This window comes from Streptomyces sp. ASQP_92 (assembly GCF_025399895.1).
Taxonomy (GTDB): Bacteria; Actinomycetota; Actinomycetes; order Streptomycetales; family Streptomycetaceae; genus Streptomyces.
This window is the reverse complement of sequence record NZ_JAODUA010000003.1, coordinates 348,432-371,560: the sequence shown is the minus strand read 5'-3', so window position 1 is coordinate 371,560 and position 23,129 is coordinate 348,432. Positions and strand designations below refer to the sequence as shown.

Genomic DNA, 23,129 nt, shown 5'->3' with positions numbered 1-23,129 from the left:
GATGCGCCGGAACCACCGCACCACTCTCATAGCCACAACCCTCACCACGACCGCCGTCCTCGCGGCGGCCGTCGGCTGCGGCCCGCAGGCGGCCAAGGGCGACGCGGGCACGCCCGCGACCCCCGGCTCGCCCACCCCCTCGGCGTCGGCGCCGGGCTCGCCTTCCGCGTCCGCCTCCGCCTCGGCCTCCCCGTCCACGGACGACAAGCCGGCCGGCTCGCCCGCCGCCCCCAGCGCGTCGGCCACCACCGCCGCCAAGCCGGCGCCCAAGGTGCTGATGTCGAACGGCTCCAAGGGCGACCGGGTCAAGGAGCTCCAGGCCAGGCTCGCCCAGATCGGCTGGTTCGACGACACCCCGACAGGCACGTACGGGGCCGCCACCACCGCGGCCGTCAAGGGCTTCCAGGGCAAGCGGGGGCTCCCCGAGACCGGTGCCACGGACAGCGTGACCTGGGACAAGCTGCTCGGCATGACCACGGCGCCGACGGCCCAGGAGCTGGCGGGCAGGGCGGTCAACAAGCCGGTCGCCAAGCTCGACGCGCGCTGTATGACGGGCCGCGCGCTGTGCATCAGCAAGACCAGCCGCACGCTGTCCTGGGTGATCGACGGCAAGGTGCAGTCGACGATGGACGTGCGCTTCGGCTCGCAGTACACGCCGACCCGCGAGGGCGTCTTCAAGGTCTTCGAGAAGAGCCGCGACCATGTCTCGACGATCTACCACACGGCCATGCCGTACGCGATGTTCTTCAGCGGCGGCCAGGCGGTGCACTACTCGTCGGACTTCGCGGCGCGCGGCTACAGCGGTGCCTCGCACGGCTGCGTCAACGTCCGGGACAAGGCCAAGATCGCAGCGCTCTTCGACCAGGTCCACACCGGCGACAAGGTCGTCGTGTACTGGTAGTCGTCCTGGCGGGCGTGGCCGGAGGGTCGTGCCCGGATGCCAGGTCCGGATGTCAGGTCCGGATGTCAGGTCCGGATGTCAGGTCCGGATCTCATGCCCGGATGGTCGACGACGATCCGAAGAGGGAGGGCGCGGGCGGGACCGGGGGAACGTGTCCCGCCCGCGCCATTCGCGCGGAGCCATGGGTACGGGGGGAACCCCGGCTCATCTGCGCAGCCGATGACCAGTCGGCTCACTCTCTACTGCGCCACCGGTTCGAAAAACGTTACTGCGGGTTCTCGCCGGGCTTTTCGAGCGGCTCGTGCGGGCGCTTCGGCCGGGTGTCAGTGCGCGCCGGCCGGGCCGAGCGCCCCGGCCGTGAGCAGGTCGAGGAGCTTGCTGGGGTGGGGCGCGAGGGAGCTGTGCTTGCCGCCGCCCGCGCCGCCGTTCTTGTTCCCGGATCCGTCGCCCTTGCCCCGGCCCTTGTCCCCGCCGGAGCCCTGACCGCCGCCGCCTCCGGAGTCGCCGTTGCCGCCGCCGTCGCCGGCCTTGCCGTCGAGGAGCAGGTCGCAGAAGGCCTTGACCGCGCCCGCGCCGTGGGCCGCGGACTCCAGATTGCGGCGCTTGTCCGTGTCGAGCTTGCCCGAGCGATAGGCCCGGCAGTCGTCGGCGGTTTTGGCCAGCCACTGGCCGCCCCGGCCCTCGTCGCTCCCGGGCCCGGTGCCGTCCTTGTCGCCGGGGTCGGCGCTGCCGCCCGTGGCCGAAGCCCCCGGGCGTGCGGAGTGCGACGGATCGCCGCTCGTCGGCGCGCCCGATGACGGCCCCTGCCGGTCGGGCGACGGGGAGGCGGCGGGTTGCGACGGCGAGGCGGAGTCGGCGGTGGGACCCGGAGTCGCCTCGGCCGAGACGGTGGAGGCGGGCGTGGGGTCCTGCTCGTCGAAGGCGAAGGGGCCCGGCAGCACACCGGTGCCCGCGGCGACGGCGACCCCGCCGAGCGCGCAGCAGGCAAGCGCCGCCGCGAGACCGAGGCGCACCGGCGCGAAGCGCCTGCGCCGGGGTGCCGGGGGCGAGGGGGTCACACGTCCGACCCGTACGACCCCGAGGGCCGTGCGGTCGCCGGGGGCGTTGTCGGGGCGGGCCTTGCGGAAGGCGGCCAGGGCGGCCTCCTCGCCGGGAAGTTCGGCAGTGGCCGGCTCGGCGGGGGCGAGGGAGGACAGCAGGGCCGAGAGCCGGGCGGCCTCGGCCCGGGCCCGCTCGTCACCGGGCTCGATCCCTTCTCCGCGCAGCAGTCGCTCGGCGGCATCCCGGTCAAGCCACTCGTGCCGCTCGTCAGCCATCACATGTCCTTCTGCGTCCGGGCGCGCGATTGCGTCACACCGCGTTCCGGCGCACGCTGCGACGGCACGGCACCCAGCTCCTCCACATCCTGGGCCACGTCCCCTGCGGAGCCGTCCGCGCCGAGCAGTTCAGCCAGCCGCTTCAGACCCCGGTGTGCGGCGGTCCGCACCGCACCGGGCCGTTTGCCCAGGGTCTGCGCCGCACTCTTCGCGTCCAGGCCGACCACCACGCGCAGCACCACGGCCTCGGCCTGGTCCTGCGGGAGCTGGGCAATGAGCGCCATCGTACGTCCGGTACCGAGCGCCTCCATAGCCTCGTCGGCGGTGTCCGAGACCCCGGCCCGCTCCGTCAGCTCGCTCTCGTCGCCGCCGACGGCGGGCCTGCGGCCGCGCATCCGGATGTGGTCCAGGGCCCGGTTACGGGCGATGCGGGCGGCCCAGCCGCGGAAACGGTCGGCGTCGCCCTCGAAGCGTTCGAGGTCACGGGCTATCTGGAGCCAGGCCTCGGAGGCGACGTCCTCGGCGTCCGGCTCGCCGACCAGGGTGCGGACATAGCCCAGCAGGCGCGGGTGGACAGCGCGATAGACAGCACGGAAGGCCTCTTCGTCCCCGTCCTGCGCCCTGAGCACCGCGGCGGTCAGCTCCGCGTCGTCCCCCAGCAATCCCTGCACCCTGTCTTGACTGACTGTCTCGATGTCACCGCTGGTCATCCCTGTTCGCGTCCCCGAACGCGAATCTGCACGCTACGGCCTCGGTGCCCCATAAGTCCACGGCTTGTACAACCTGCAACAACTTGGCGACACAGCGGGGTGTGACACAAAACGCACGCGCGGCGCTGAAGAAGATACGGGGTCGCCACAACGACCCCGCCGGAAGACGGCCGGGGCCTCTCCTGTGGGGGGTGGCGGCCCCGGTCGTCCTCCGCACCCCGCACATCCCCGCGGCTCGGGCCGGCCGAGCCCGCCCCGGGCCTCGCGGCGGCCAGGCTCAACTCAGGCGGTCCGCAAGGGACTTGAACTCCTCCCAGTCCATCGCCGGGTTCCGCGCGTCCCACAGTTTCTGGGCCGTCGCGCGCAGCGGCAGCCGGATGCCGCGCGCCACCTGCTCCTCGGTCGCCGCGCCCGGCACGTCCGACCAGACCGCGAACCGGCCGCCCAGGATCTGCCCGGCGTACTTGCCGTCCACGGGCTTGGTCCCGCGCAGCACCAGCGGCGTCCACTCCTCGTAGATCCGCTTGCCCGTCGGATACTTGAAGTCGTTCGGCTCGCCCAGGACGTAGTACAGGTACTCGTCGTTGAGGTTGACCAGGGCGCGCCCCTCGGCCAGGAGGTCCTCGGGTGGGCGCTGACCGCCTTCCTTGCCGGTCCAGTACTCGACCTCGCGCCCCTGGTCGGCGGCGACCTTGCCGCCGGCGAAGAAGCCGTCGTTCCACGCCTTGACGGTCCGCCCGGCGTTCACCGAACGGATCACCGCGGCACGGTCGTTGAGCCAGCCCGTGGCCAGGTCCTCGATGTCCGCCTTGGGGCCGTACGCGGCGCGGGCCGCGGTCGCGAGCGCCGGATAGGTGGTCTCGGGGGTGGCCGGGGCCTTGACCACCAGGGCCTGGTACTCGTCGCCGCCCAGGTGCCAGTACGCCCCCGGGAACAGGTCGGCGTACTCGCGCAGCAGGTCGTCGACGATGCGCCCCGACTCGGGGTTGGCGATGTCGACGGTGCCCTGGACCGCCTTGCCGTCCTTGTCGCGGAGCTGGAGGTCGGGGTGGGCGGCGATGACCGCGCCGAGATGGCCCGGGGAGTCGATCTCAGGGATCACGGTGATGTGCAGCTTGGTGGCGAGGGCCACGATGCGCTGTACGTCGCGCTTGCTCAGATGGTCGCGCGAGACGATCTCGGGGTGGCTGGCGGACTCGACGCGAAAGCCCTGGTCGTCGGAGAAGTGCAGCCCGAGCTGGTTCAGCTTGAGGTCGGCCATCTGCCGGAGCTGGTCCTCGATCCACGCCTCGGTGTACGGCTTGCGCGCGATGTCGAGGTTGAGGCCGCGCTGCGGCTTGTCGGGGCGGTCCTCGACCACGCCCTCGGGCATCACCCCGCCGCCCTTGAGGGCCTGTTTGAGGGTGCGGGTGCCGTAGAAGACCCCGGCGTCGTCGGACCCGGAGATCCGCACCCGGCGATCGCGGGTGGTCAGCGTGTACGACTCGGGCACGGCCTTCTCGCCCGTGGGCGGCGGGGTCAGCGCGAGCTGGATGTCGCCCTCGCGCGGCTGCCCGCCGAGCGCGTAGTCGGCGCCGAGCTCCTGCGCGAGCAGCTTGCCCTCGTCGGCGAGGCTGCCGCTGCCGGCGTCCACGATCACCCGGGTCGAGTCGACGGGCCGGTAGCCGGGCCCGCGCGCGGGCCGGTGTTCGCGTACGGACGGGATGGTGCGGGGCGACGAGGAGATCGGATAGATCGGCGAAGGGGAGGGCAGCGCGGAGGAGGCGGCCTTGTTGTCGGCCGGGCCGCCGTGCCCGCCGTGGGTGTCGTCGTCGGGCCACACCGCGATGATCAGCGCCAGCACCACGGCGCCCGCGAGGGCCACCTTCAGCACCAGGGCGCGCCGGCCGCGGGGCCGGTGCAGCCAGGCGGGGCGGGGCCTCGGCGCGCGGGCCTGGGCGGCGCGCGCCCGGAACGACGGCGAGGGCGACCGCTTCGGGTCCCCGGATCGCGGCGTCCGGGCCCGTGACATCCTGAAACGCGACATCACTCAGAAACCTCCCGTCCAAGAACAGTATGGGCGGATCCGGTGACCCCGGATACCGGACGACAGCCGGGGCGAAGGTACGCCGAGACGCCGGAGGGGCCGTCCACCGCGCGTGACCCGGTGCGCACATCCGGGTGAAATTCGCGCAACAGTCGGGCGCCTCCCCCTCCTCGTGGATAGCGTGGCGGCACTCCCACCTCCCTTGCCACTCCAGTCTCCGTGCTCCGCAGCCCGTCCCGTTCCGTACGACCGCGTCCCGCGCGGTGTTCGAGGAGCCCACGCTGTCCAGCGAATCCCACGCCGGCCCCCGGAAGCGACCGCCGACACTCCATCACACTCCTCGTGCCCAGGGGCGGGCGGCCATACCGAATCAGGTCCGGGGCACATCCGTTCCGCAGGCCCCGCCGGCGCCCGGCGGTCTCGACGGCTTCAACCATGCCTCGAAGGAGGCGGCCGAAGCCGCCCTGCTCGCCTGCTGCGCCAGCCGCCGCTGGGCGCTCCGGATCGCCGCCCACCGCCCCTATCCGGATCTGGACGCGCTGCTCGCCGCCGCCGACGAGGCCAGCTACGACCTGAGCGCCGTCGACCTCACGGAGGCGCTGGCCCAGGAGCCCTCGCCGGGGCTGCACGAGAGCGCGCCGGCGGCGGCCCACATGGCGCTGGGCGCCGCACACGCGCTGTACGAGAGCAGCTTCGGGCACGCCTTCGTGATCTGCCTGGACGGCTTCAGTCCGGGCGAGCGCCTCAACCAGGTGCTGAGCGGGATCCGGCTGCGGATGGACAACGACTGCGACGAGGAGCGGTCGATCGCCGCCGACGAACTGCGCCGGATCGCCCGCGGCCGACTCGCGCAACTCGTTGCCAACCACCCCGAACCCGACATTTCCAGCGCCGCGCACCGCGTTCTCTAGGCCGTACGAGGCTGTTTGATTGCCTGTTTGATCACACCTATGGACCCCGGGCGAGGGAACCGACATCACGTCGCTACGATGACCGGGGCCGGTGGACCGTACCCGGCCGGGTCAGACCGACAGAGCAGTCCTTCTTTGGTTAGAAGATTGGCGGCCGGCCCTAACACACCGCTCCCGGAGGGTTCTTCCGTGCCGGCTGGAACGCTGTACCGCGGCCGGGAAGGAATGTGGTCCTGGGTGGCTCATCGAGTCACCGGCGTCCTCATCTTCTTCTTCCTGTTCGTCCACGTCCTCGACACCGCTCTCGTGCGTGTCTCCCCCGAGGCGTACGACAAGGTCGTGGCCACCTACAAGACGCCCATCGTCGCGTGTCTGGAATACGGCCTCGTGGCCGCGATCCTGTTCCACGCGCTCAACGGCCTGCGCATCATCGCCGTCGACTTCTGGGCCAAGGGCCCGCGCTACCAGAAGCAGATGCTCTGGACCGTCGTCGGCGTCTGGGTCGTGCTGATGGTCGGCGCGCTCTATCCGGTGCTCGGCCACGCCGTCCGTGAACTGTTCGGGAGCTGAGGACTGAGATGTCTGCCGAAACCTCTTCCGCTGCCGCGATCGGGGAAGTCGAGGGCGCGAGCCTGTACGACACCGATCACCCGGCCCCGCTCATCGAGGCCCCGCGCAAGCGCACCAGGAAGACCCCCAAGTCGACCCGTACGAACTTCGAGCTGTACGGCTGGATGTTCATGCGGCTGTCCGGCATCGTGCTGGTCGTCCTGGTCCTTGGCCACCTGTTGATCCAGCTCGTCCTGGACGGCGGCGTCTCCAAGATCGGCTTCGCCTTCGTGGCGGGCCGCTGGGCGTCCCCGTTCTGGCAGGTGTGGGACCTGGCCATGCTGTGGCTGGCCATGCTGCACGGCGCCAACGGCCTGCGCACCGTCATCAACGACTACGCGCAGCGGGACAACACCCGCTTCTGGCTCAAGATGCTGCTCTACACCGCCACGGTGTTCACCGTCCTGCTGGGCACGCTGGTGATCTTCACCTTCGACCCGAACATGCGCTAGGCCACGGGCTGAGGGACTGAGGAATTCAACGATGAAGATCCACAAGTACGACACCGTCATCGTCGGCGCCGGCGGCGCCGGCATGCGCGCGGCCATCGAGTCGACCAAGCGCAGCCGCACCGCCGTGCTGACCAAGCTCTACCCCACCCGCTCCCACACCGGTGCGGCGCAGGGCGGCATGGCCGCCGCGCTCGCCAACGTGGAGGAGGACAACTGGGAGTGGCACACCTTCGACACGATCAAGGGCGGCGACTACCTGGTCGACCAGGACGCCGCCGAGATCCTGGCGAAGGAGGCCATCGACGCCGTTCTCGACCTGGAGAAGATGGGCCTGCCGTTCGGCCGTACGCCCGCCGGCGAGATCGACCAGCGCCGCTTCGGCGGTCACTCCCGCAACCACGGCGAGGCCCCGGTCCGCCGTGCCTGCTACTCGGGCGACCGCACCGGCCACATGATCCTCCAGACCCTCTACCAGAACTGCATCAAGGAGGGCGTGGAGTTCTTCAACGAGTTCTACGTCCTCGATCAGCTCCTGGTCGAGGAGGACGGCGTCAAGAAGTCCGCGGGCGTCGTCGCCTACGAGCTGGCCACCGGCGAGATCCACGTCTTCCAGGCCAAGTCCGTCGTGTACGCCTCGGGCGGCACCGGCAAGTTCTTCAAGGTGACCTCCAACGCGCACACCCTGACCGGTGACGGCCAGGCCGCGTGCTACCGCCGCGGGCTGCCCCTGGAGGACATGGAGTTCTTCCAGTTCCACCCGACGGGCATCTGGCGCATGGGCATCCTGCTGACGGAGGGCGCCCGCGGTGAGGGCGGCATCCTCCGCAACAAGGACGGCGAGCGCTTCATGGAGAAGTACGCGCCGGTCATGAAGGACCTCGCGTCCCGTGACGTCGTCTCGCGCTCCATCTACACGGAGATCCGCGAGGGCCGCGGCTGCGGTCCCGAGGGCGACCACGTCTACCTCGACCTGACGCACCTCCCGCCGGAGCAGCTCGACGCCAAGCTCCCGGACATCACGGAGTTCGCGCGCACCTACCTGGGCATCGAGCCGTACACGGACCCGATCCCGATCCAGCCCACCGCGCACTACGCCATGGGCGGCATCCCCACCAACGTCCAGGGTGAGGTCCTCGCGGACAACACCACGGTCGTCCCGGGTCTGTACGCGGCCGGCGAGGTGGCCTGCGTGTCGGTGCACGGCGCCAACCGCCTGGGCACCAACTCGCTCCTGGACATCAACGTGTTCGGCAAGCGCGCGGGTATCGCCGCCGCCGAGTACGCGCACACCACGGACTTCGCCGAGCTCCCGGAGAACCCGGCGGCGATGGTCGAGGCGCAGGTCGCGAACCTGCTGTCGGCGACCGGCACCGAGCGCGTCTCGGTCATCCGCAAGGAGCTCCAGGAGACCATGGACGCCAACGTCATGGTCTTCCGCACCGAGCAGACGATCAAGACGGCGGTCGAGAAGATCGCCGAGCTGCGCGAGCGGTACAAGAACGTGTCCGTCCAGGACAAGGGCAAGCGGTTCAACACCGACCTCCTGGAGGCCATCGAGCTGGGCAACCTGCTCGACCTGGCCGAGGTCATGGCCGTCTCCGCCCTGGCGCGCAAGGAGTCCCGCGGCGGTCACTACCGCGAGGACTACCCCAACCGCGACGACGTCAACTTCATGCGCCACACCATGGCGTACCGCGAGGTCGCGGACGGCGGCAAGGACTCGATCCGACTCGACTACAAGCCCGTCGTCCAGACCCGCTACCAGCCGATGGAGCGTAAGTACTGATGGCAACCCCGACCCTCAGCAAGGACGACAAGGCCGCCGCGCCGGAGCCCGGCTTCGCCGACTCGCCGTACATCACGGTCACCTTCCGCGTCCGCCGCTTCAACCCGGAGATCTCGGACGAGGCGACGTGGGAGGACTTCCAGTTCGAGATCGACCCGAAGGAGCGCGTGCTCGACGGTCTCCACAAGATCAAGTGGGACATCGACGGGTCGCTGACCTTCCGTCGTTCGTGCGCCCACGGCATCTGCGGCTCCGACGCCATGCGCATCAACGGCAAGAACCGTCTCGCCTGCAAGACGCTGATCAAGGACATCAACCCCTCCAAGCCCATCACCATCGAGGCCATCAAGGGCCTCACGGTCCAGAAGGACCTGGTCGTGGACATGGAGCCGTTCTTCCAGGCGTACCGCGACGTGATGCCCTTCCTCATCACCAAGGGCAACGAGCCGACGCGCGAGCGTCTCCAGTCGCCCGAGGACCGCGAGCGCTTCGACGACACGACCAAGTGCATCCTGTGCGCGGCGTGCACGTCCTCGTGCCCGGTCTTCTGGAACGACGGCCAGTACTTCGGCCCGGCCGCGATCGTGAACGCGCACCGCTTCATCTTCGACAGCCGTGACGAGGCGGGCGAGCAGCGCCTGGAGATCCTGAACGACAAGGACGGCGTGTGGCGCTGCCGCACCACGTTCAACTGCACCGACGCGTGCCCCCGTGGCATCGAGGTCACCAAGGCCATCCAGGAAGTCAAGCGCGCCCTGATCACGCGCCGCTTCTGATCCTGTACGAGTCCGACGAGGGCCCCGCACCTGGAAGTCGCTTCCGGGGGCGGGGCCCTCTCGCACGTACGGTGATCTGCGCACCAAGGTCGGCGCCTATGCCCGGGCCGGCGTGCCGGTGTACGTGATCGTGGACCGCGAGCACAACCGCATCCACGTCCTCACCGACCCGGAGGAGAACGAGTACGCGACCCACCGCGTCCGCGCACCGGGCGAGCTCATCACCCTGCCCGACTCGCTCGGCGCCAAGGTCACCCTCGACGTGACGGAAATCCTGAAGGCCGCCCAGCCCAAGCCCCGCAAGAAGGACTGAGCCGCACCGGCGGCGGCCGGAACCCTCGCGCCACCCGCACCGGCCTGGCCGATTAGGCTCTTGCCGTGCCAGCAGAGAACGCGCCTGAAGAGACAGACCCCGGTACGGCCGGGGCCCGCCCCGCCAAGGGGGAGCAGACCCGTTCGCTCATCCTGGAGACCGCCATGCGGCTCTTCCAGGAGCGGGGGTACGACAAGACCACGATGCGGGCCATCGCACAGGAGGCCGGGGTCTCGGTCGGGAACGCGTACTACTACTTCGCCGGCAAGGAGCACCTGATCCAGGGCTTCTACGACCGGATCGCGGCGGAGCACCAGGCGGCGGTGCGGGAGGTGCTGGAGACCGAGACCGATCTGGAGGCGCGGCTCGCCGGGGTACTGCGGGTCTGGCTCGACATCGCCTCGCCCTACCACGAGTTCGCCGCGCAGTTCTTCAAGAACGCGGCCGATCCGGACAGTCCGCTCAGCCCGTTCTCCAAGGAGTCGGAGCACGCGCGGGAGGCCGCGATCTCGGTGCACCGGGAGGTGCTGGCCGGCACGAAGACCAAGGTGCCGGCCGAACTCGTCGACGTCCTGCCCGAGTTGATGTGGCTGTCCCAGATGGGGCTCGTCCTGTACTGGGTGTTCGACCGCTCGCCCGGCCGCGAGCGCAGCTATCGGCTCGCGTCCCGGGGGGCCAAGCTCACCACCCGGGGGGTCGCCCTGGCCCGGTTCCGGGTGCTGCGGCCGCTCGTCCACGAGGTGCACGAGCTGTTCACCGACTTCCTGCCGGGGATGGCCGAGGCCGCCGCCTCCCGCAAGAAGCCTGCCCGCAAGGGCTAGTTCACAGGCCCAGGGCGTCCCGCACCTCCCCCGCCACCTTCACGATGTCGCCCCTGGGTTCCACCGGATACACCGGATGCGTCCGCACCCAGGTGTCCTCCAGGGCGTACCAGTCGACCGCCGCCGGGGGGCGCCCCGATGCCAGGGCGGTCGTCAGGGTGGCGAAGCAGGTGCGCCAGCGGAGCGTGTAGAGGCCGCCCACCAGGCCCGACCACTCGCGGTTGGCGTAGTCGCGCAGGGTCCCGCCGTTCGCCGCGGCGCGCGGGCCCCACACCGTGAGCAGCGACAGCGCGTCATGGGCGAGGCGGTCCCGCTCCGGGGGGCTCGCGCCCCATGAGCGGGCGTCCGCGATCCAGCGGCCCAGGAGGTGGCGCCGGTCGGTGGCGACCACCCGCTCGAGCAGGGCCAGATCGCGCATCCACTCCCCCGTGAGCCGCGCGAACCGCTCCTCGTCCTTGGCCTCATAGGCGGCCCGGATGCGCGGGAGGAGCCGCCGGGACTCGTTGGAGAGGGTCTGGCGGGTGACGTCCAGCAGGTCGTAGCGGTACGCGCTGCTCGTACGCAGCGCCGGGGAGACGGCCAGGAGCGCGGGCAGGGCCTGGGCGAACTCCTCGGCGTCGTAGCGCAGCCGGGGCGGCGACCAGAACCCGGCCGAGGTCGCCGACAGGTCGGGGCGGGCGCCGAACAGACCGTCCGCGGCCTCGCTCCAGGAGTCCTCCCGGGTGGTGCCGTAGGCGGTGCGGCGCAGGATGTCCCACGCCTGCTCTGCCCCTTCGTCCCGGGCGCCGTAGCGCTGGCAGGACCACTGCTCGAACCAGTCCTCCAGGTCGGGGGCCTCGTCCGTCCAGGCCAGGTCGGAGAAGAGGGCGAAGGCGGCCGGGTTGTTGTCCGCGCCCTCCGGCATGAGCGCGATGCCGTCGAGCGCACTGTCCGGCTTGGTGAGCCAACTCTCGTACAGGGAAGCCCAGTCGGGGGTGTTGGCGCCCATGGCGGTGTGGCCGCCGAAGTTCCAGATGGAGCCGAACGCGTAGGGCGTGCCCTGCCAGGACTCCTCGCGGTCGGTGACCGAGGGGTAGTGGTCGGAGAGGCCGTCGACGACGAACAGCCTGGTCTTGTCGACCGCTTCGATGATCTCCCGGTGGGGGTTGTGCTGCCAGCCGAGCAGCGTCCAGATCGCCCCGGGGTGCGCGGTGCGCAGCGCCTTCTCGACGGCCCGCGCGGCCTCCCCGATCGGTACGTCGCCGGGTGTGCCGCCCTCGTGGAGCAGGTCCATCTTGTACAGCGTGGTGGCGCCGAGCAGTTCGGCCTGTACGCGGTAGAAGGTGGCCGCGACCCGGCGGAAGTGGTCGGAGCGCGGGTCCAGCCAGTCGGGGCGGGGGAAGCCTCCCCACACGCCCTGCGGCACCACATGCGCGCCGGGGTTGCGGGCGGCGAAGCCGGGCGGGAGCGTACCGAAGTAGCCGGGGAGCACCGGCGTCATGCCCAGCTCCCGCAGCCGGTCGACGATACGGACCGTCAACTCGGCGCGCTGGTCGAGGAGTTGGGTGGAGACCGGGCCGCCGAAGCCGGACATGTTCTGGAGCAGCCACCACGGCTGGTGCGCGGGACCCGGGATCCAGGTGCGCAACTCGGCGTCGTGGTAGCCGTGGTGGAGGAAGGTCCGGTGGTAGACGGTGTCGGCGCCGAGGTAGACGAGGACCTCGTTGTAGCCGTGCAGCGCCAGGACGTCGAGTTCGCGCTCCCAGTAGGACCAGTCGTGGTAGGGCCCGGTGTAGCCGTCGTTGGTGTCGTTGAAGGCGAAGCGGTGGGTGACGTTGGCGGTTCGCCCGATGGGCGCGGGGACCCCGGGCAGCCGGCGCGGCAGCCTGGCCTGTTCGCCGGCCCAGGAGATGTGGGCCTGGGCGACCTGGCGCAAGTACGTGTGGAATCCGGTGAGTTGGACGGCCGGCGTGGTGCCTTCGACGAGGATGTCGCCGGGCCCGCCCGTCACCCGGAAGCGGTCGTGGCCGGCCGTGCGCGCCACCGTGCGGAAGGTGACCTGATCGCGGTGGTCGGGCAGCAGCCGGGCCAGGGCCCGCGCGGCGGGCCCCCGGGTGGCCGCGGCCGCCGCTCCGGCGGCGTGTCCGGCCTCGGAGCCCGCGCCGACCGCGAGGGCCGAGCCGGCGAGTGAGCTCAGGAGCGTACGACGGGAGAGGCGCATCCCTCGACGGAAGCAGCGTGCCCGTGCGCGGTCAATGGAGCAGAACCGGTGGGCCCCCGGACAGAAGCCCTTTGGGTCAATCCCGCCCGGTCGCGGCCGCCGTCCCGGGGGCGGCCGGACCTCAGATCCAGCCCAGCTCCCACAGCCGCCACACGCCCGTACCGTCCGACAGGTACTGCGAACCGCTGACGTCCTTGTTGCCGAGGACGTAGTTCTTGCCCTGCCACAGCGGGACCAGGGGAACGTCCTGCGCGACCTTCTCCTGGAGCGCCTTGAAGTCGTCGGCGGCCCGGCCCCGGTCGGTGAACTCCTGGGTGCGCCGGATGATGTCGTCGGTCTCCTTGTCGGAGTAGCCGTTGTGGAGACTGTTGCCGGTGCCGACGAGCGGCTGGGCGAAGTTGTCCGGGTCGGGGAAGTCGGCGAGCCAGCCGGCGGTGTACGCGTCGTACTTGCCCTCGGCGTAGTTCTCCTGCATCTTCGGCCAGTCCGGCTCGGCGATCAGGGTCACCTTGAACAGGCCGTCGCGCTCCAGCTGTTGCTTGAGCTGCTCGGCTTCCGCGCCGTTCGCGCCGAGCTTGCGGTAGGCCATGTCGAAGCGGACCGGGAGCTGCTCGCCCGCGGACCGCAGCAGGCCCTTCGCCTTGACCGGGTCGGGCTTGGGGTAGGCGTCGAAGAACGCGGTGCTGTGGCCGGTGAAGCCCTGCGGGATCACCGAGAAGAGGGGGTCGACGGTGCCGCTGTAGACGGCGGAGGCGAGCGCCGCGCGGTCGATGAGGGCGGCCGCGGCCTCGCGGACCTTGACCTTGGAGACCGGGCTCGACGACTTCAGGTTGAAGTTGAGCTGGCGGGTGTCGTAGCCGGGCGAGGTCGAGATCCGCAGGTCCGGGCTTGGCGACAGCTTGGCGAGCATCTCCGGCGGCATCTCGCGGTGGGCCACGTCGACCTGCTTGGCCTGCCAGGCGGCGCTGAGCTGATCGGCCTCGGCGAAGTACCGGACGGTGATGGGGAGCCCTCGTCTGGTCACCGCGCCCTTGTAGTCGGGGTTGGGCTCCAGGCCGGCGCTGACCGGCCGCCCCGAGGGATCCTTCTTGTACTCCTTGAGCAGATACGGACCGGAGCCGACCACCGAGTTCTCGGTGCGCAGCGCGCCCGCCGGGTACTGGTCCCGGTCGACGATCGCACCCGCGCCGGTCGCCAGCTTGGACGGGAACGTGGCGTCCTTGCTCTTCAGGTTGAAGGTGACGGTGTCGCCCTCGGCCTGGACCGAGGCGAGCATGGAGAACAGCGGGGCGGGGCCCAGCTTGTCGGCGATCTTCAGCATCCGGTCGAAGGAGTACTTCACGTCCTCGGCGGTCATCTTGCGCCCGCTGGAGAACGTGATGCCCTCGCGCATCACACACTGGTACGTCTGGAGCTTCTGCCCGACGAAGGTGCAGCTCTTGGCGGCGTCCGGGACGGGCGTGGTGCTGCCCTGACGGAAGGTCAGCAGCGACTGGTAGACGTTGTTGTAGATCGCCCAGGAACCGGCGTCATAGGCACCCGCCGGGTCGAGCGCGGTGATGACGTCGGTGGTGCCGACGACGATCGGGTCCTTCTTCGCCTGGTCCGACGGCAGCAGCTGCCAGCCCCCGACTCCGGCGACCACCACTGCCGCGCCTATCGCCACCATCCGCATACGGATCGACCGCATTGCCGTGCTCTCCTCGGAACGCCCCACCCTGCCCCGGCGCGCGGAGCCGACACGCTGCGCCTGTGATGACGCTCACCCAATCACACAACCTTCACATTGTGGAAGGGTCAACCTTCTTCTCACAGGGAATCGTTGGCCGAGCGTGACGGAGCTCTCCGTAGCCGCGTGTTCACGGCGCGGGTGGCGCGGCGGACGGGGCGGCCGGCGCCCGGAGCCCCGCGCGCGGGGACCGGCATGTCCGGTTCGATACTGGTGGCGAACCTCTGGTAGCCAACGCCCCGCCCACCCCGAAGGACTCCCCATGAAGCTCAGCCGCCGCGTCTCCTGGTTCCTGCTCGCGTTCGGAGTCTGGTCGTGGGTGGTCTGGGTGACCTTCGCCAAGAACCTCTGGGCCGACGCCGGCGGGCTCGCCTTCGACGACGGCCGGCCCACGGCGTACTTCTGGGTCCATCTGACGCTGGCGATCGTCTCGTTCGCCTTCGGGACGATCATCGGCGTGATCGGGCTGCGGGGGGTCCGGGGCGATCGGAACGCCCGGGCCGACCGGTAGACGGCCCGGCGCTGCCGCTCCCTGCCGAGTCGTCTCGGCCCGTCCCCGCGAAGCCCGTCAGCCGACCCCGGTGATCATCGACCCCGCCGACAGGAGCAGGGCGCCGAGCGCCCCCAGGGCTCCAAGGAGTCGCGACTCGCCCCGGGCGCCCGGTCGTCGGACATACCGGATGGTGGCGGCAGCGAAAGCCAGACCGCCGACGGTGAACCACGGTCCCCACAGGAAGAGGTACCAGCGGGTCAGCCCGGCCAGGTCGGGCGCGACGGAGAGGCTCCCGGCCTCGACCAGCAGCCCATGGACGACGAAGAGACACCCGTGCCAGGCGAGCAACACCGCCGCGCCGCCACCGCAGAACACCACGAGTCGGCCGGTCCATCGGCCGCGCGGGCGGGTCAGGCCGATACCGATCAGGGCTCCCAGGAGCTTCAGCAGACCGGTGACCCACAGGACGGCCATGAACCAGGTCACCCGGTCGTCGGCGAGTTTCACCAGGGACGGTGACACCGTCGTCCGCGCGCCGAAGGTGAAGCCCAGCGCCCAGGCGAAACTGGGTGCCGCGAACAGGAGCCCCCATGCCGCGGCGGCGAGCCCCGGCCACGCGCCCGGGCGCATGCGGGATGGCCGACACGGGACCGGCCCCGCCACGTCGTCCGCGAACAGCTTGATCGTCATGACGTCATCCTGGCCGGATGACGGCGCCGGGCGGGTCGTCCCCGATGATGATCGACCTCCGCCGCGCGGCTGGCTCCGGCGGTCTTCTCCGGGCCGCCGGATACGCGAGGGCTTCGGCAGCCCGCCGAGGGTGGCCGGGTCCCCCCGCACTGGTGGACGCGGGCGCCCGGCACCTCCGCCCGGGTGGGAGCTTTCGGCGGGTCATCCATACGATGATCGGTTCGGTGGCCGCAGCCTGTACGTTCTCGAACGTGTCTGCCCTGAACGTGAAGAAGAGCGCCGCCCCCCGGCGCACCCCGCGTCCGCGCCGTCCCGCACGGCTCGCCCTGTCCGTCGCCGTGGCCGCCGCGGCCGTGCTGCCCGCGCTCGCCCCGGCCGCCGCCCTCGCGCTGCCCCGGGACGACAAGCCGGCCGCCTCCGCCACGCCCGGCGCGCCGGGCAAGCGCAATGACGCGCCCCCCACCGGCATGTCGAAGGTCGGCGGCGCCCCGCTGGGCGAGGCCGGCACCCAGGTGCGGCTCGGCGCCGGCGCGCCCGTGCTGCCGCAGCAGGTGACGGGCCGGTCCTGGATCGTCGCGGACGCCGAGAGCGGCCAGGTCCTTGCCGCGCACAACGCGCACTGGCGGCTGCCGCCCGCCTCCACCCTGAAGATGCTGTTCGCCGACACCGTGCTGCCCAAGTTCCCCCGGGACCAGCAGCACACGGTCCTCGCGCAGGATCTGGCCGGCCTCGGCGCGGGCAGCAGCATGGTCGGCGTCAAGGAGAACCTGACGTACTCGGTGCACGACCTGTGGCTCGGGGTGTTCCTGCGCTCGGGCAACGACGCCGTGCACGTGCTGTCCTCGATGAACGGCGGCGTGACCAAGACGGTCCAGGACATGCAGGCCCGGGCCGACGAGCTCCAGGCCCTGGACACCCGTGTGGTCTCGCCGGACGGCTACGACATGCCGGGCCAGGTCTCCAGCGCCTACGACCTCACGCTGTTCGCCCGCTCGGGGCTCCAGAACAAGGACTTCCGCGAGTACTGCGCGACGGCGACCGCGAAGTTCCCCGGTGTCGAGGGCAAGGACAAGAAGCGCGAGATGTCCGAGATCCAGAACACCAACCGGCTGCTCACCGGTGACGTCGGGCTCAGTCCGTACAAGGGCATCGCGGGCGTCAAGAACGGCAACACCACCAACGCGGGCGCCACCTTCACGGGCGTCGCCGAGCGCGGTGGCAAGGTGCTGCTGGTCACCGTCATGAACCCCGAGTCGACGGAGAGCCAGGCCGTCTACAAGGAGGCGGCCCGCCTGCTCGACTGGGGGTTCGCCGCCAGTGGCAAGGTCACCCCGGTCGGCGAGCTGGTGCCGCCCAAGTCCGCGACGGCCGACAAGGGCACCGGCTCGGGCGGCGCGCAGGACGTGGTGAAGAAACGTCTCGACCGGGCCGCCGCCGCGCAGGGCGAGAGCGGCGGCGTCGGGATCGCGCTGGGCGTCGCGGGCGGCGCGCTGATCGTCGTGGCGGGCGCGGTGTTCCTGATCAATCGGCGCTGGCCTCTTCGGAGGCGATGAGGTCGGGGTCGTCCTCCTTGGACGGGGTGGCCGTCCACGCCGCGCAGAACAGGAGCAGCTTCGCCGTGAAGTTGATCCACAGCAGCAGCGCGATGGGCACCCCGAAGGCCCCGTACATGCTCTTGGCGGCGACGCCCTTCATATAGCCGCCGAGCAGCATCTTCAGGAGTTCGAAGCCGACCGCGCCGAGCAGGGCGGCCACCATCAGACGGCGGCGCCGCGGGCTCACGCCGGGCAGCAGCGTCAGGACGTACAGCAGGAGCAGGAAGTCGGCGAGGACGGCGACGGCGATCGCCGCGACGCGCAGCAGTACGCCGCCCGCGCCGCCCTCGTCGATGCCGAGCCGCTCGGCGGTCCAGCCGACGGCGGTGGAGCCGATGGAGGACGCGGCCCACGAGGCGAGCCCCGCGGCGCCGAGGCCGAGGAGCACCCCGCCGTCCTTGAGCTTGCGCAGGATCGGGTTCTCGCCCTCGTCGGTCTCCTCCATGTCCCACACCACGCGCAGACAGCCCCGCATCTGGCCGACCCAGCCGATACCGGTGAACAGCAGCAGCGCGCCGGCGACGATGCCGACGGTGCCCGCGTTGTCGATGAGCGCCTGGAGGTCGAGCTGGTCGGAGATGCCGGGGACCTGTTCGGCCAGGGTGCTCTGGAGCTTGTGCACCTGGTCGGTGGAGAGCAGCGCGGCCGCGACGGCAGCGCCGACGGTGAGCAGCGGGAACAGCGCGAGGAAGCTGATGAAGGTGATGGCCGCGGCGAGCCTGGACCAGTGGACCCGGTCGAGCCGCTCGTACGAACGCCAGGCGTGGGTCCGCATGAGCCGGGCGATCCAGGGCCCGACGACGGGAAGTTTCTTCAGCCAGTCCATGACGTACGACTACCCTCTCCAGCTCGGCTGTGTCGGTCCGGGCGCGGGCCGCGCGGCCCGCGGCCGAAGACCAGTGTTCTCGTGCCCCAGAATCGCAGGCAGGTGGCGAGCGCCATGCCGACGACGGCGCCGGACAGGGTGTCGGCGCGCGGCGAGGTGAACCCGAGGCCGTAGTGCGAGACGGCGATGCACAGCAACTGGACCAGCGCGCCCGCGATGTTGACGGCGAAGAAGACGGCGTACTCGCGCGGCCCGGCCCGGCGTCCGCGATAGGTGCCGAACGCGTTGCCGAGGTAGGCGACCGTGCAACCTGCCACGAACGAAAGGGACTTGGCGGCGATCGGGTCCCAGTGGAGCCCCGAGCGCAGCCCCACGAACAGGGCCAGATCGACGGCGTACGCGCAGACGCCGGCCAGCGCGAACCCGACGACCTCGTGCCTGGCGACGCTCACAGGTCGGCCACCGCGAGCGCGTACAGCGCCACCCAGACGGCCCCGATGACCGCGAGCGCGCGGTCGTGCAGGACGACGTCCTCGGGCGCCCCCGCGCTCCCGCGGTCGGCGAAGACGGCGTACCGCAGGATCGCCCCGATGAACGGGACCATCGACAGCTGCCGCCAGGGCAGCAGCGATCCCCGGGCCACCCCGCCGGCCTCCAGGGCCCACATGCAGTAGGCGAGGACCGCGACACCTGCGGCGAGCTGCCACACGAAGCGCAGATAGCCGGTGGTGTACGCGTCCAGGAGCGAGCGGGTGGCGGCTCCGCTCCCCTCCATCCGCAGGGCCTCGGAGTAGCGCTTGGCGGCGACCATGAACAGCGCGCCGAACCCGGCGGTGATCAGGAACCAGCGCGACAGCGGGATCCCGAGCGCGACGCCGCCGGTCATCGCCCGCATGAGGAACCCGGTGGTGACCACGACCAGGTCGACCACCAGGACGTGCTTGAGCTTGACGCAGTACGCCAGTTGCATCAGGACGTACGCGGTGAGCAGCGTGGCCGTCATCGCGTTGCAGGTCAGCGCGGCGAGGGGTGGGGTGAGGACGGCGAGGGCGGCGCCGGTCGCGTACGCGGCGCCCACCGGCACCCGCCCGGCGGCGACCGGGCGGTGCCGCTTGTCGGGGTGGGCCCGGTCGGCCTCGGCGTCCCGGGCGTCGTTGATGAGGTACACCGCCGAGGCGGCGGCCGTGAACAGGCAGAAGACCAGGGCGAGTTGGGCGAGGTCGTGCGGGTTCCACAGCCGTCCCGCGGCGGCGGGCGCGGCCAGCACGAGCACGTTCTTGACCCACTGGCGGGGGCGTGCGGTGCGCAGCAGACCGCCCGGCAGGGCGAGCGGCCCGCGGGGCGCCGGGGTTCCGGGTTCGAGGAGTACCGCGCCGGGCTCGGTCATCGGCGCCCCGCTTCCAGCGGTTGGCGCATCCAGGCCGCGCCCGCCCGCGCGGTGACACCGCCGAGCAGCGCGCCCGCCGCGATGTCGCTCGGGTAGTGCACCCCGGCCACCACGCGGGACAGGCACACCGCGGCGGCCAGCGGCGGCACGAGGTGCGCCCCGGCGGGCCGCAGCGCGCCGTACGCGACGGCGGCGGCCGCCGCTGAGGTGGCGTGCGAGCTGGGGAAGGAGTGCCGCCCTGCGGTCCGCACCAGTGGCTCGGCCGCCGGGAGGTGCGGCCGGGGTCTGCGCACCATCCGCTTGACGCCCATGCTGGCCAGGTGGGCGGCGGCGACCAGGGCGGTGGCGCGCAGCCAGGCCCCGCGCCGCTCCCGGTCGGCGGCGGCCCCGGCCAGTCCGGCCGCGAGCCACAGCGCGCCGTGCTCACCGGCGAAGGACAGCGCGCGGGCGGCGGCGGCCACCCGTGGGTCCTCGGCGCAGTCGCGCAGTGCGGCCAGGAGCCTCCGGTCGGCGTCGGTGCATGACGGCTTGTGCATCTGCCACCCCTCTTCCGTGACGTCGGCCCGCCAACTGGCCGTAGGCCACCGGCGACTCTCCTGCGCGAGGGAAGACGAATACGGGACAAATGAGACTGACACCCATGTAATCACCCATTTCGGTGAGTGGTTTATCAGGGCGGGTGGCTGAAGGGAAGGGGACGAGATAGGCGATACCGTCACATTCATGTCTGCCGAGACGACACCCGACGCCGCGTTCGCGCCCCCCGGCCCGCCGACGTCCGTGAGCGGCTGGGGCCGCACCGCCCCCAGCGCCGCCCGCCTGCTGCGCCCCCGAAGCTATGAGGAGGCGGCGGCCGCCGTCCTGGCGTGCGGGGCGCGCGGCACGATCGCCCGGGGTCTTGGCCGGGCCTACGGGGACGCCGCCCAGAACGCGGGCGGCGCGGTCCTCGACATGACCGGCCTCGACCGCATCCGCGGCGTGGACGCCGAGGCGGGCGTCGTCGTCTGCGACGCGGGCGTCAGCCTGCACCGCCTGATGGAAGTCCTGCTGCCGCTCGGCTGGTTCGTACCCGTCACCCCCGGCACCCGCTACGTCACCGTCGGCGGGGCGATCGGCGCCGACATCCACGGCAAGAACCACCATGTGTCCGGGTCCTTCGCCCGCCATGTGCGCGAACTCGACCTGCTCACCGCCGACGGCACGATCCGCACCCTCACCCCGGACAGCGAACTCTTCGACGCCACGGCCGGCGGCATGGGCCTGACCGGAGTGATCCTGCGAGCCACCCTCCAACTCCTGCCCGTACGCACCTCGTTGATGGCGGTGGACACCGAACGGGCCCTGGATCTGGACGACTTGATGACCCGGCTCGAATCGGGGGACCACCGCTACCGGTACTCGGTGGCGTGGATCGACCTCCTCGCGCGGGGCGCGAAGACCGGCAGAGCGGTGCTGACCCGCGGGGACCACGCGCCGCTGGACATGCTGCCGCCCCGCGCCCGCCGCACCCCGCTCGACTTCCGGCCCCGCAGCCTGCCGGCCGCCCCCTCGTTCCTGCCCGAGGGGCTGCTCGGACGCGGCTCCGTCTCGGCGTTCAACGCGCTCTGGTACCGCAGGGCGCCGCGGCACCGCACGGGCGAGCTCCAGCGCATCTCGACGTTCTTCCACCCCCTGGACGGGGTGCCGCACTGGAACCGGGTCTACGGCAGGGGCGGCTTCGTGCAGTACCAGTTCGTCGTCGGGTACGGGCAGGAGGACACCCTGCGCGCCATCGTGCACCGCATCTCCCGGCACCGCTGCCCCTCCTTCCTCGCCGTCCTGAAGCGCTTCGGCGACGCGGACGCCGGCTGGCTCTCCTTTCCCCTGCCCGGCTGGACGCTGGCCCTGGACATCCCCGCCCGCCTGCCGGGCCTCGCCGCGCTCCTGGACGAGCTGGACGAGCGGGTGGCGGCCGCCGGCGGCCGGGTCTACCTCGCGAAGGACGCGCGGATGCGGCCGGAACTGGTGGCGCACATGTACCCGTGGCTCCCCCGATTCCGGGCGCTGCGCGCGGAGTTGGACCCGCGGGGCGTCTTCCGTTCGGACATGAGCAGGCGCCTGGGCCTGTGACCCGGCCCGCCCCCCGCACCGCCGCCCGCCTTCCCACAGCGCCCCCTCCTCCCCCACGCCCCCTCTTCAAGGAGCCCTGATGAAGGACGCATTCGGCATGCCGCAGTCCCTGCTCGTGCTCGGCGGCACCTCCGAGATCGGCCTCGCCACCGCCCGCCGCCTGGTGGCCCGCCGCACCCGCACGGTGTGGCTCGCGGGCCGGCCATCGCCCGCCCTGGACGCGGCGGCGGCCGAGCTGAGGGCGCTGGGCCCCGACGTCCACACCGTCGCCTTCGACGCGCTCGACCCCGCCGCGCACGAGGTCGCGCTCGGCAAGGTGTTCGCCGAGGGCGACATCGACCTGGTGCTGCTCGCGTTCGGGGTGCTCGGCGACCAGATCCACGACGAGAAGGAGCCGCTCGCCGCGGTACGGGTCGCGGGCACCAACTACACCGGCGCGGTCTCGGCGGGCCTCGTCTGCGCGAAGGCCCTCCAGACCCAGGGCCACGGTTCGCTCGTCGTCCTGTCCTCGGTGGCCGGCGAGCGCCCCCGGCGCGGAAACTTCATCTACGGGTCCAGCAAGGCGGGCCTCGACGCCTTCGCGCAGGGCCTCGGGGACGCGCTGCACGGCACGGGGGTGCACGTCATGGTCGTACGCCCCGGATTCGTCCGGACGAGGATGACGGCCGGGCTGCCCGAGGCGCCGCTCGCCACCACCCCCGAGGCGGTGGCCCTCGCCATCGAGGCGGGGCTGCGGCGGCGGGCGGAGCTGGTGTGGGTGCCGGGGGCGCTGCGGATGGTGATGTCGGCGCTGCGGCACGTGCCGCGCGCCGTGTTCCGGCGGCTGCCGGTGTAGCTAGCGCAGGGAGGGATGGTCCAGGGACGCGCCCTGGGCGGGCACGCCGAGCGCGCCCACGCCGAAGGGATAGTGGCGCAGCGTGCGCCACACCCCGTCGGCGCCCTGCTCGTAGAGGGCGAACCCGCCGCACGTCCAGGACGCCGAGAACTGGGCGAGGGACTCGTACGCCAGGTCCATCGCCTCCTCGGAGATGCCGTGCGCCACCGTGACGTGCGGGTGGTAGGGGAACTGGAGCTCGCGCACCAGCGGGCCCGCCTCGTCCCGTACCCGCTGCTGGAGCCAGGCGCAGTCGCCCGCGCCCTCCCGCACCTTGACGAAGACGACCGGGGACAGCGGACGGAAGGTTCCGGTGCCCTCCAGGCGCATCACGAACGCCCGGCCCGCCGCCGCGACCGAGGCCAGGTGCGCCTCGATCTCGGGCAGGCACTCGCGCTCGACCTCGTGCGGCGGCAGCAGGGTGATGTGCGTGGGGATGCCGTGCGCGGCGGGGTCACCGAAGCCCGCGCGCCGCTCCTGGAGCAGGCTGCCGTAGGGCTCCGGGACCGCGATCGAAACGCCGAGCGTTACGGTCCCCACGTCGTTCTCCTCCGTGCTGTGGTGTCGATGGTGTGCAGTGTGACGGGCTTACCGGCGGCTGACCA

General features: G+C 71.6%; 22 protein-coding genes and 1 pseudogene. 12 read left to right on the top strand and 11 right to left on the bottom strand.

Annotated elements, in window-relative coordinates:
• The first annotated feature begins 1 nt into the window (after position 1).
• Positions 2 to 901: a L,D-transpeptidase family protein gene (locus N4G70_RS11175; protein ID WP_261712393.1), complete on the top strand. Its 900-nt coding sequence runs from the start codon at positions 2 to 4 to the stop codon at positions 899 to 901.
• A gap of 323 nt (positions 902 to 1,224) precedes the next feature.
• Here the strand turns inward: N4G70_RS11175 and N4G70_RS11170 are convergent, their stop codons facing one another.
• From N4G70_RS11170 to N4G70_RS11160, 3 genes are all read right to left on the bottom strand, one after another.
• On the bottom strand, positions 1,225 to 2,217 hold the full coding sequence (locus N4G70_RS11170; RefSeq protein ID WP_261712392.1) for a hypothetical protein: 993 nt from the start codon (positions 2,215 to 2,217) through the stop codon (positions 1,225 to 1,227).
• The gene (locus N4G70_RS11165) at positions 2,217 to 2,879 is read right to left on the bottom strand and encodes an RNA polymerase sigma factor (RefSeq protein WP_261712587.1); all 663 of its coding nucleotides are present in this window, start codon (positions 2,877 to 2,879) and stop codon (positions 2,217 to 2,219) included. The genes N4G70_RS11170 and N4G70_RS11165 overlap by 1 nt, the downstream gene beginning before the upstream one ends.
• A 325-nt stretch (positions 2,880 to 3,204) precedes the next feature.
• Complete coding sequence (locus N4G70_RS11160) at positions 3,205 to 4,953, bottom strand: glycoside hydrolase family 20 protein (protein ID WP_261712391.1); 1,749 nt, start codon at positions 4,951 to 4,953, stop codon at positions 3,205 to 3,207.
• A 263-nt stretch (positions 4,954 to 5,216) separates the two neighbouring features.
• On the opposite strand from N4G70_RS11160, the gene N4G70_RS11155 reads away from it, so the two are divergent.
• The 7 genes and pseudogenes from N4G70_RS11155 to N4G70_RS11125 all read left to right on the top strand — a co-directional run bounded on the left by N4G70_RS11155 (position 5,217) and on the right by N4G70_RS11125 (position 10,621).
• Positions 5,217 to 5,864, top strand: a complete 648-nt coding sequence (locus N4G70_RS11155) for a 2-oxo-4-hydroxy-4-carboxy-5-ureidoimidazoline decarboxylase (RefSeq protein WP_261712390.1) — start codon at positions 5,217 to 5,219, stop codon at positions 5,862 to 5,864.
• Positions 5,865 to 6,053: 189 nt separating this feature from the next.
• On the top strand, positions 6,054 to 6,434 hold the full coding sequence (gene sdhC, locus N4G70_RS11150; RefSeq protein WP_100574740.1) for a succinate dehydrogenase, cytochrome b556 subunit: 381 nt from the start codon (positions 6,054 to 6,056) through the stop codon (positions 6,432 to 6,434).
• 8 nt (positions 6,435 to 6,442) lie between these two features.
• On the top strand, positions 6,443 to 6,925 hold the full coding sequence (locus N4G70_RS11145) for a succinate dehydrogenase hydrophobic membrane anchor subunit (protein WP_261712389.1): 483 nt from the start codon (positions 6,443 to 6,445) through the stop codon (positions 6,923 to 6,925).
• Positions 6,926 to 6,956: 31 nt separating this feature from the next.
• On the top strand, positions 6,957 to 8,711 hold the full coding sequence (gene sdhA / locus N4G70_RS11140; protein ID WP_261712388.1) for a succinate dehydrogenase flavoprotein subunit: 1,755 nt from the start codon (positions 6,957 to 6,959) through the stop codon (positions 8,709 to 8,711).
• Positions 8,711 to 9,487 carry a succinate dehydrogenase iron-sulfur subunit gene (locus tag N4G70_RS11135; protein ID WP_120721784.1) on the top strand — a complete coding sequence of 259 codons (777 nt, stop codon included), beginning with the start codon at positions 8,711 to 8,713 and terminating at the stop codon, positions 9,485 to 9,487. Before sdhA ends, N4G70_RS11135 begins: the two co-directional genes overlap by 1 nt.
• A gap of 67 nt (positions 9,488 to 9,554) precedes the next feature.
• Positions 9,555 to 9,800 (top strand): annotated as a pseudogene (locus N4G70_RS11130) (Uma2 family endonuclease); the annotation flags it as partial.
• A gap of 164 nt (positions 9,801 to 9,964) precedes the next feature.
• Entirely contained in the window at positions 9,965 to 10,621 is a 657-nt protein-coding gene (locus N4G70_RS11125; RefSeq protein WP_399035133.1) for a TetR/AcrR family transcriptional regulator, read from the top strand.
• Between the two features lies 1 nt (position 10,622).
• Here N4G70_RS11125 and N4G70_RS11120 read toward each other — a convergent pair whose 3' ends face one another.
• Positions 10,623 to 12,821, bottom strand: coding sequence for an alpha-N-acetylglucosaminidase (locus N4G70_RS11120; protein ID WP_261712386.1), 2,199 nt, complete (start codon positions 12,819 to 12,821; stop codon positions 10,623 to 10,625).
• Between the two features lie 121 nt (positions 12,822 to 12,942).
• Positions 12,943 to 14,511, bottom strand: a complete 1,569-nt coding sequence (locus tag N4G70_RS11115; protein WP_261712385.1) for an ABC transporter substrate-binding protein — start codon at positions 14,509 to 14,511, stop codon at positions 12,943 to 12,945.
• A 301-nt stretch (positions 14,512 to 14,812) separates the two neighbouring features.
• Here N4G70_RS11115 and N4G70_RS11110 point away from each other — a divergent pair, with 301 nt between their 5' ends.
• A complete protein-coding gene (locus N4G70_RS11110) occupies positions 14,813 to 15,061 on the top strand; it encodes an SCO4848 family membrane protein (protein WP_261712384.1) in 249 nt (82 codons plus the stop codon).
• 57 nt (positions 15,062 to 15,118) lie between these two features.
• Here the strand turns inward: N4G70_RS11110 and N4G70_RS11105 are convergent, their stop codons facing one another.
• Entirely contained in the window at positions 15,119 to 15,733 is a 615-nt protein-coding gene (locus N4G70_RS11105; protein WP_261712383.1) for a DUF3995 domain-containing protein, read from the bottom strand.
• A gap of 251 nt (positions 15,734 to 15,984) precedes the next feature.
• Between N4G70_RS11105 and N4G70_RS11100 the strand changes: the two genes are divergently transcribed.
• The gene (locus tag N4G70_RS11100; protein WP_315904241.1) at positions 15,985 to 17,286 is read left to right on the top strand and encodes a D-alanyl-D-alanine carboxypeptidase; all 1,302 of its coding nucleotides are present in this window, start codon (positions 15,985 to 15,987) and stop codon (positions 17,284 to 17,286) included.
• Here the strand turns inward: N4G70_RS11100 and N4G70_RS11095 are convergent.
• Genes N4G70_RS11095 through N4G70_RS11080 form a run of 4 tightly spaced genes read right to left on the bottom strand, consistent with a single transcriptional unit; the run spans position 17,255 to position 20,077 of the window.
• On the bottom strand, positions 17,255 to 18,154 hold the full coding sequence (locus N4G70_RS11095; protein WP_261712381.1) for a YihY/virulence factor BrkB family protein: 900 nt from the start codon (positions 18,152 to 18,154) through the stop codon (positions 17,255 to 17,257). The two genes, N4G70_RS11100 and N4G70_RS11095, sit on opposite strands and share 32 nt — an antisense overlap.
• Entirely contained in the window at positions 18,142 to 18,606 is a 465-nt protein-coding gene (locus tag N4G70_RS11090; RefSeq protein ID WP_261712380.1) for a GtrA family protein, read from the bottom strand. Before N4G70_RS11090 ends, N4G70_RS11095 begins: the two co-directional genes overlap by 13 nt.
• Positions 18,603 to 19,541, bottom strand: a complete 939-nt coding sequence (locus N4G70_RS11085; protein ID WP_261712379.1) for a decaprenyl-phosphate phosphoribosyltransferase — start codon at positions 19,539 to 19,541, stop codon at positions 18,603 to 18,605. Before N4G70_RS11085 ends, N4G70_RS11090 begins: the two co-directional genes overlap by 4 nt.
• Positions 19,538 to 20,077, bottom strand: coding sequence for a phosphatase PAP2 family protein (locus tag N4G70_RS11080; protein WP_261712378.1), 540 nt, complete (start codon positions 20,075 to 20,077; stop codon positions 19,538 to 19,540). The genes N4G70_RS11085 and N4G70_RS11080 overlap by 4 nt, the downstream gene beginning before the upstream one ends.
• Before the next feature lie 187 nt (positions 20,078 to 20,264).
• On the opposite strand from N4G70_RS11080, the gene N4G70_RS11075 reads away from it, so the two are divergent.
• Positions 20,265 to 21,650, top strand: a complete 1,386-nt coding sequence (locus N4G70_RS11075) for an FAD-binding protein (protein WP_261712377.1) — start codon at positions 20,265 to 20,267, stop codon at positions 21,648 to 21,650.
• Between the two features lie 79 nt (positions 21,651 to 21,729).
• Positions 21,730 to 22,485, top strand: coding sequence for a decaprenylphospho-beta-D-erythro-pentofuranosid-2-ulose 2-reductase (locus N4G70_RS11070; protein ID WP_261712376.1), 756 nt, complete (start codon positions 21,730 to 21,732; stop codon positions 22,483 to 22,485).
• Here N4G70_RS11070 and N4G70_RS11065 read toward each other — a convergent pair whose 3' ends face one another.
• A complete protein-coding gene (locus N4G70_RS11065; RefSeq protein ID WP_261712375.1) occupies positions 22,486 to 23,064 on the bottom strand; it encodes a 2'-5' RNA ligase family protein in 579 nt (192 codons plus the stop codon).
• Positions 23,065 to 23,129 lie beyond the last annotated feature (65 nt).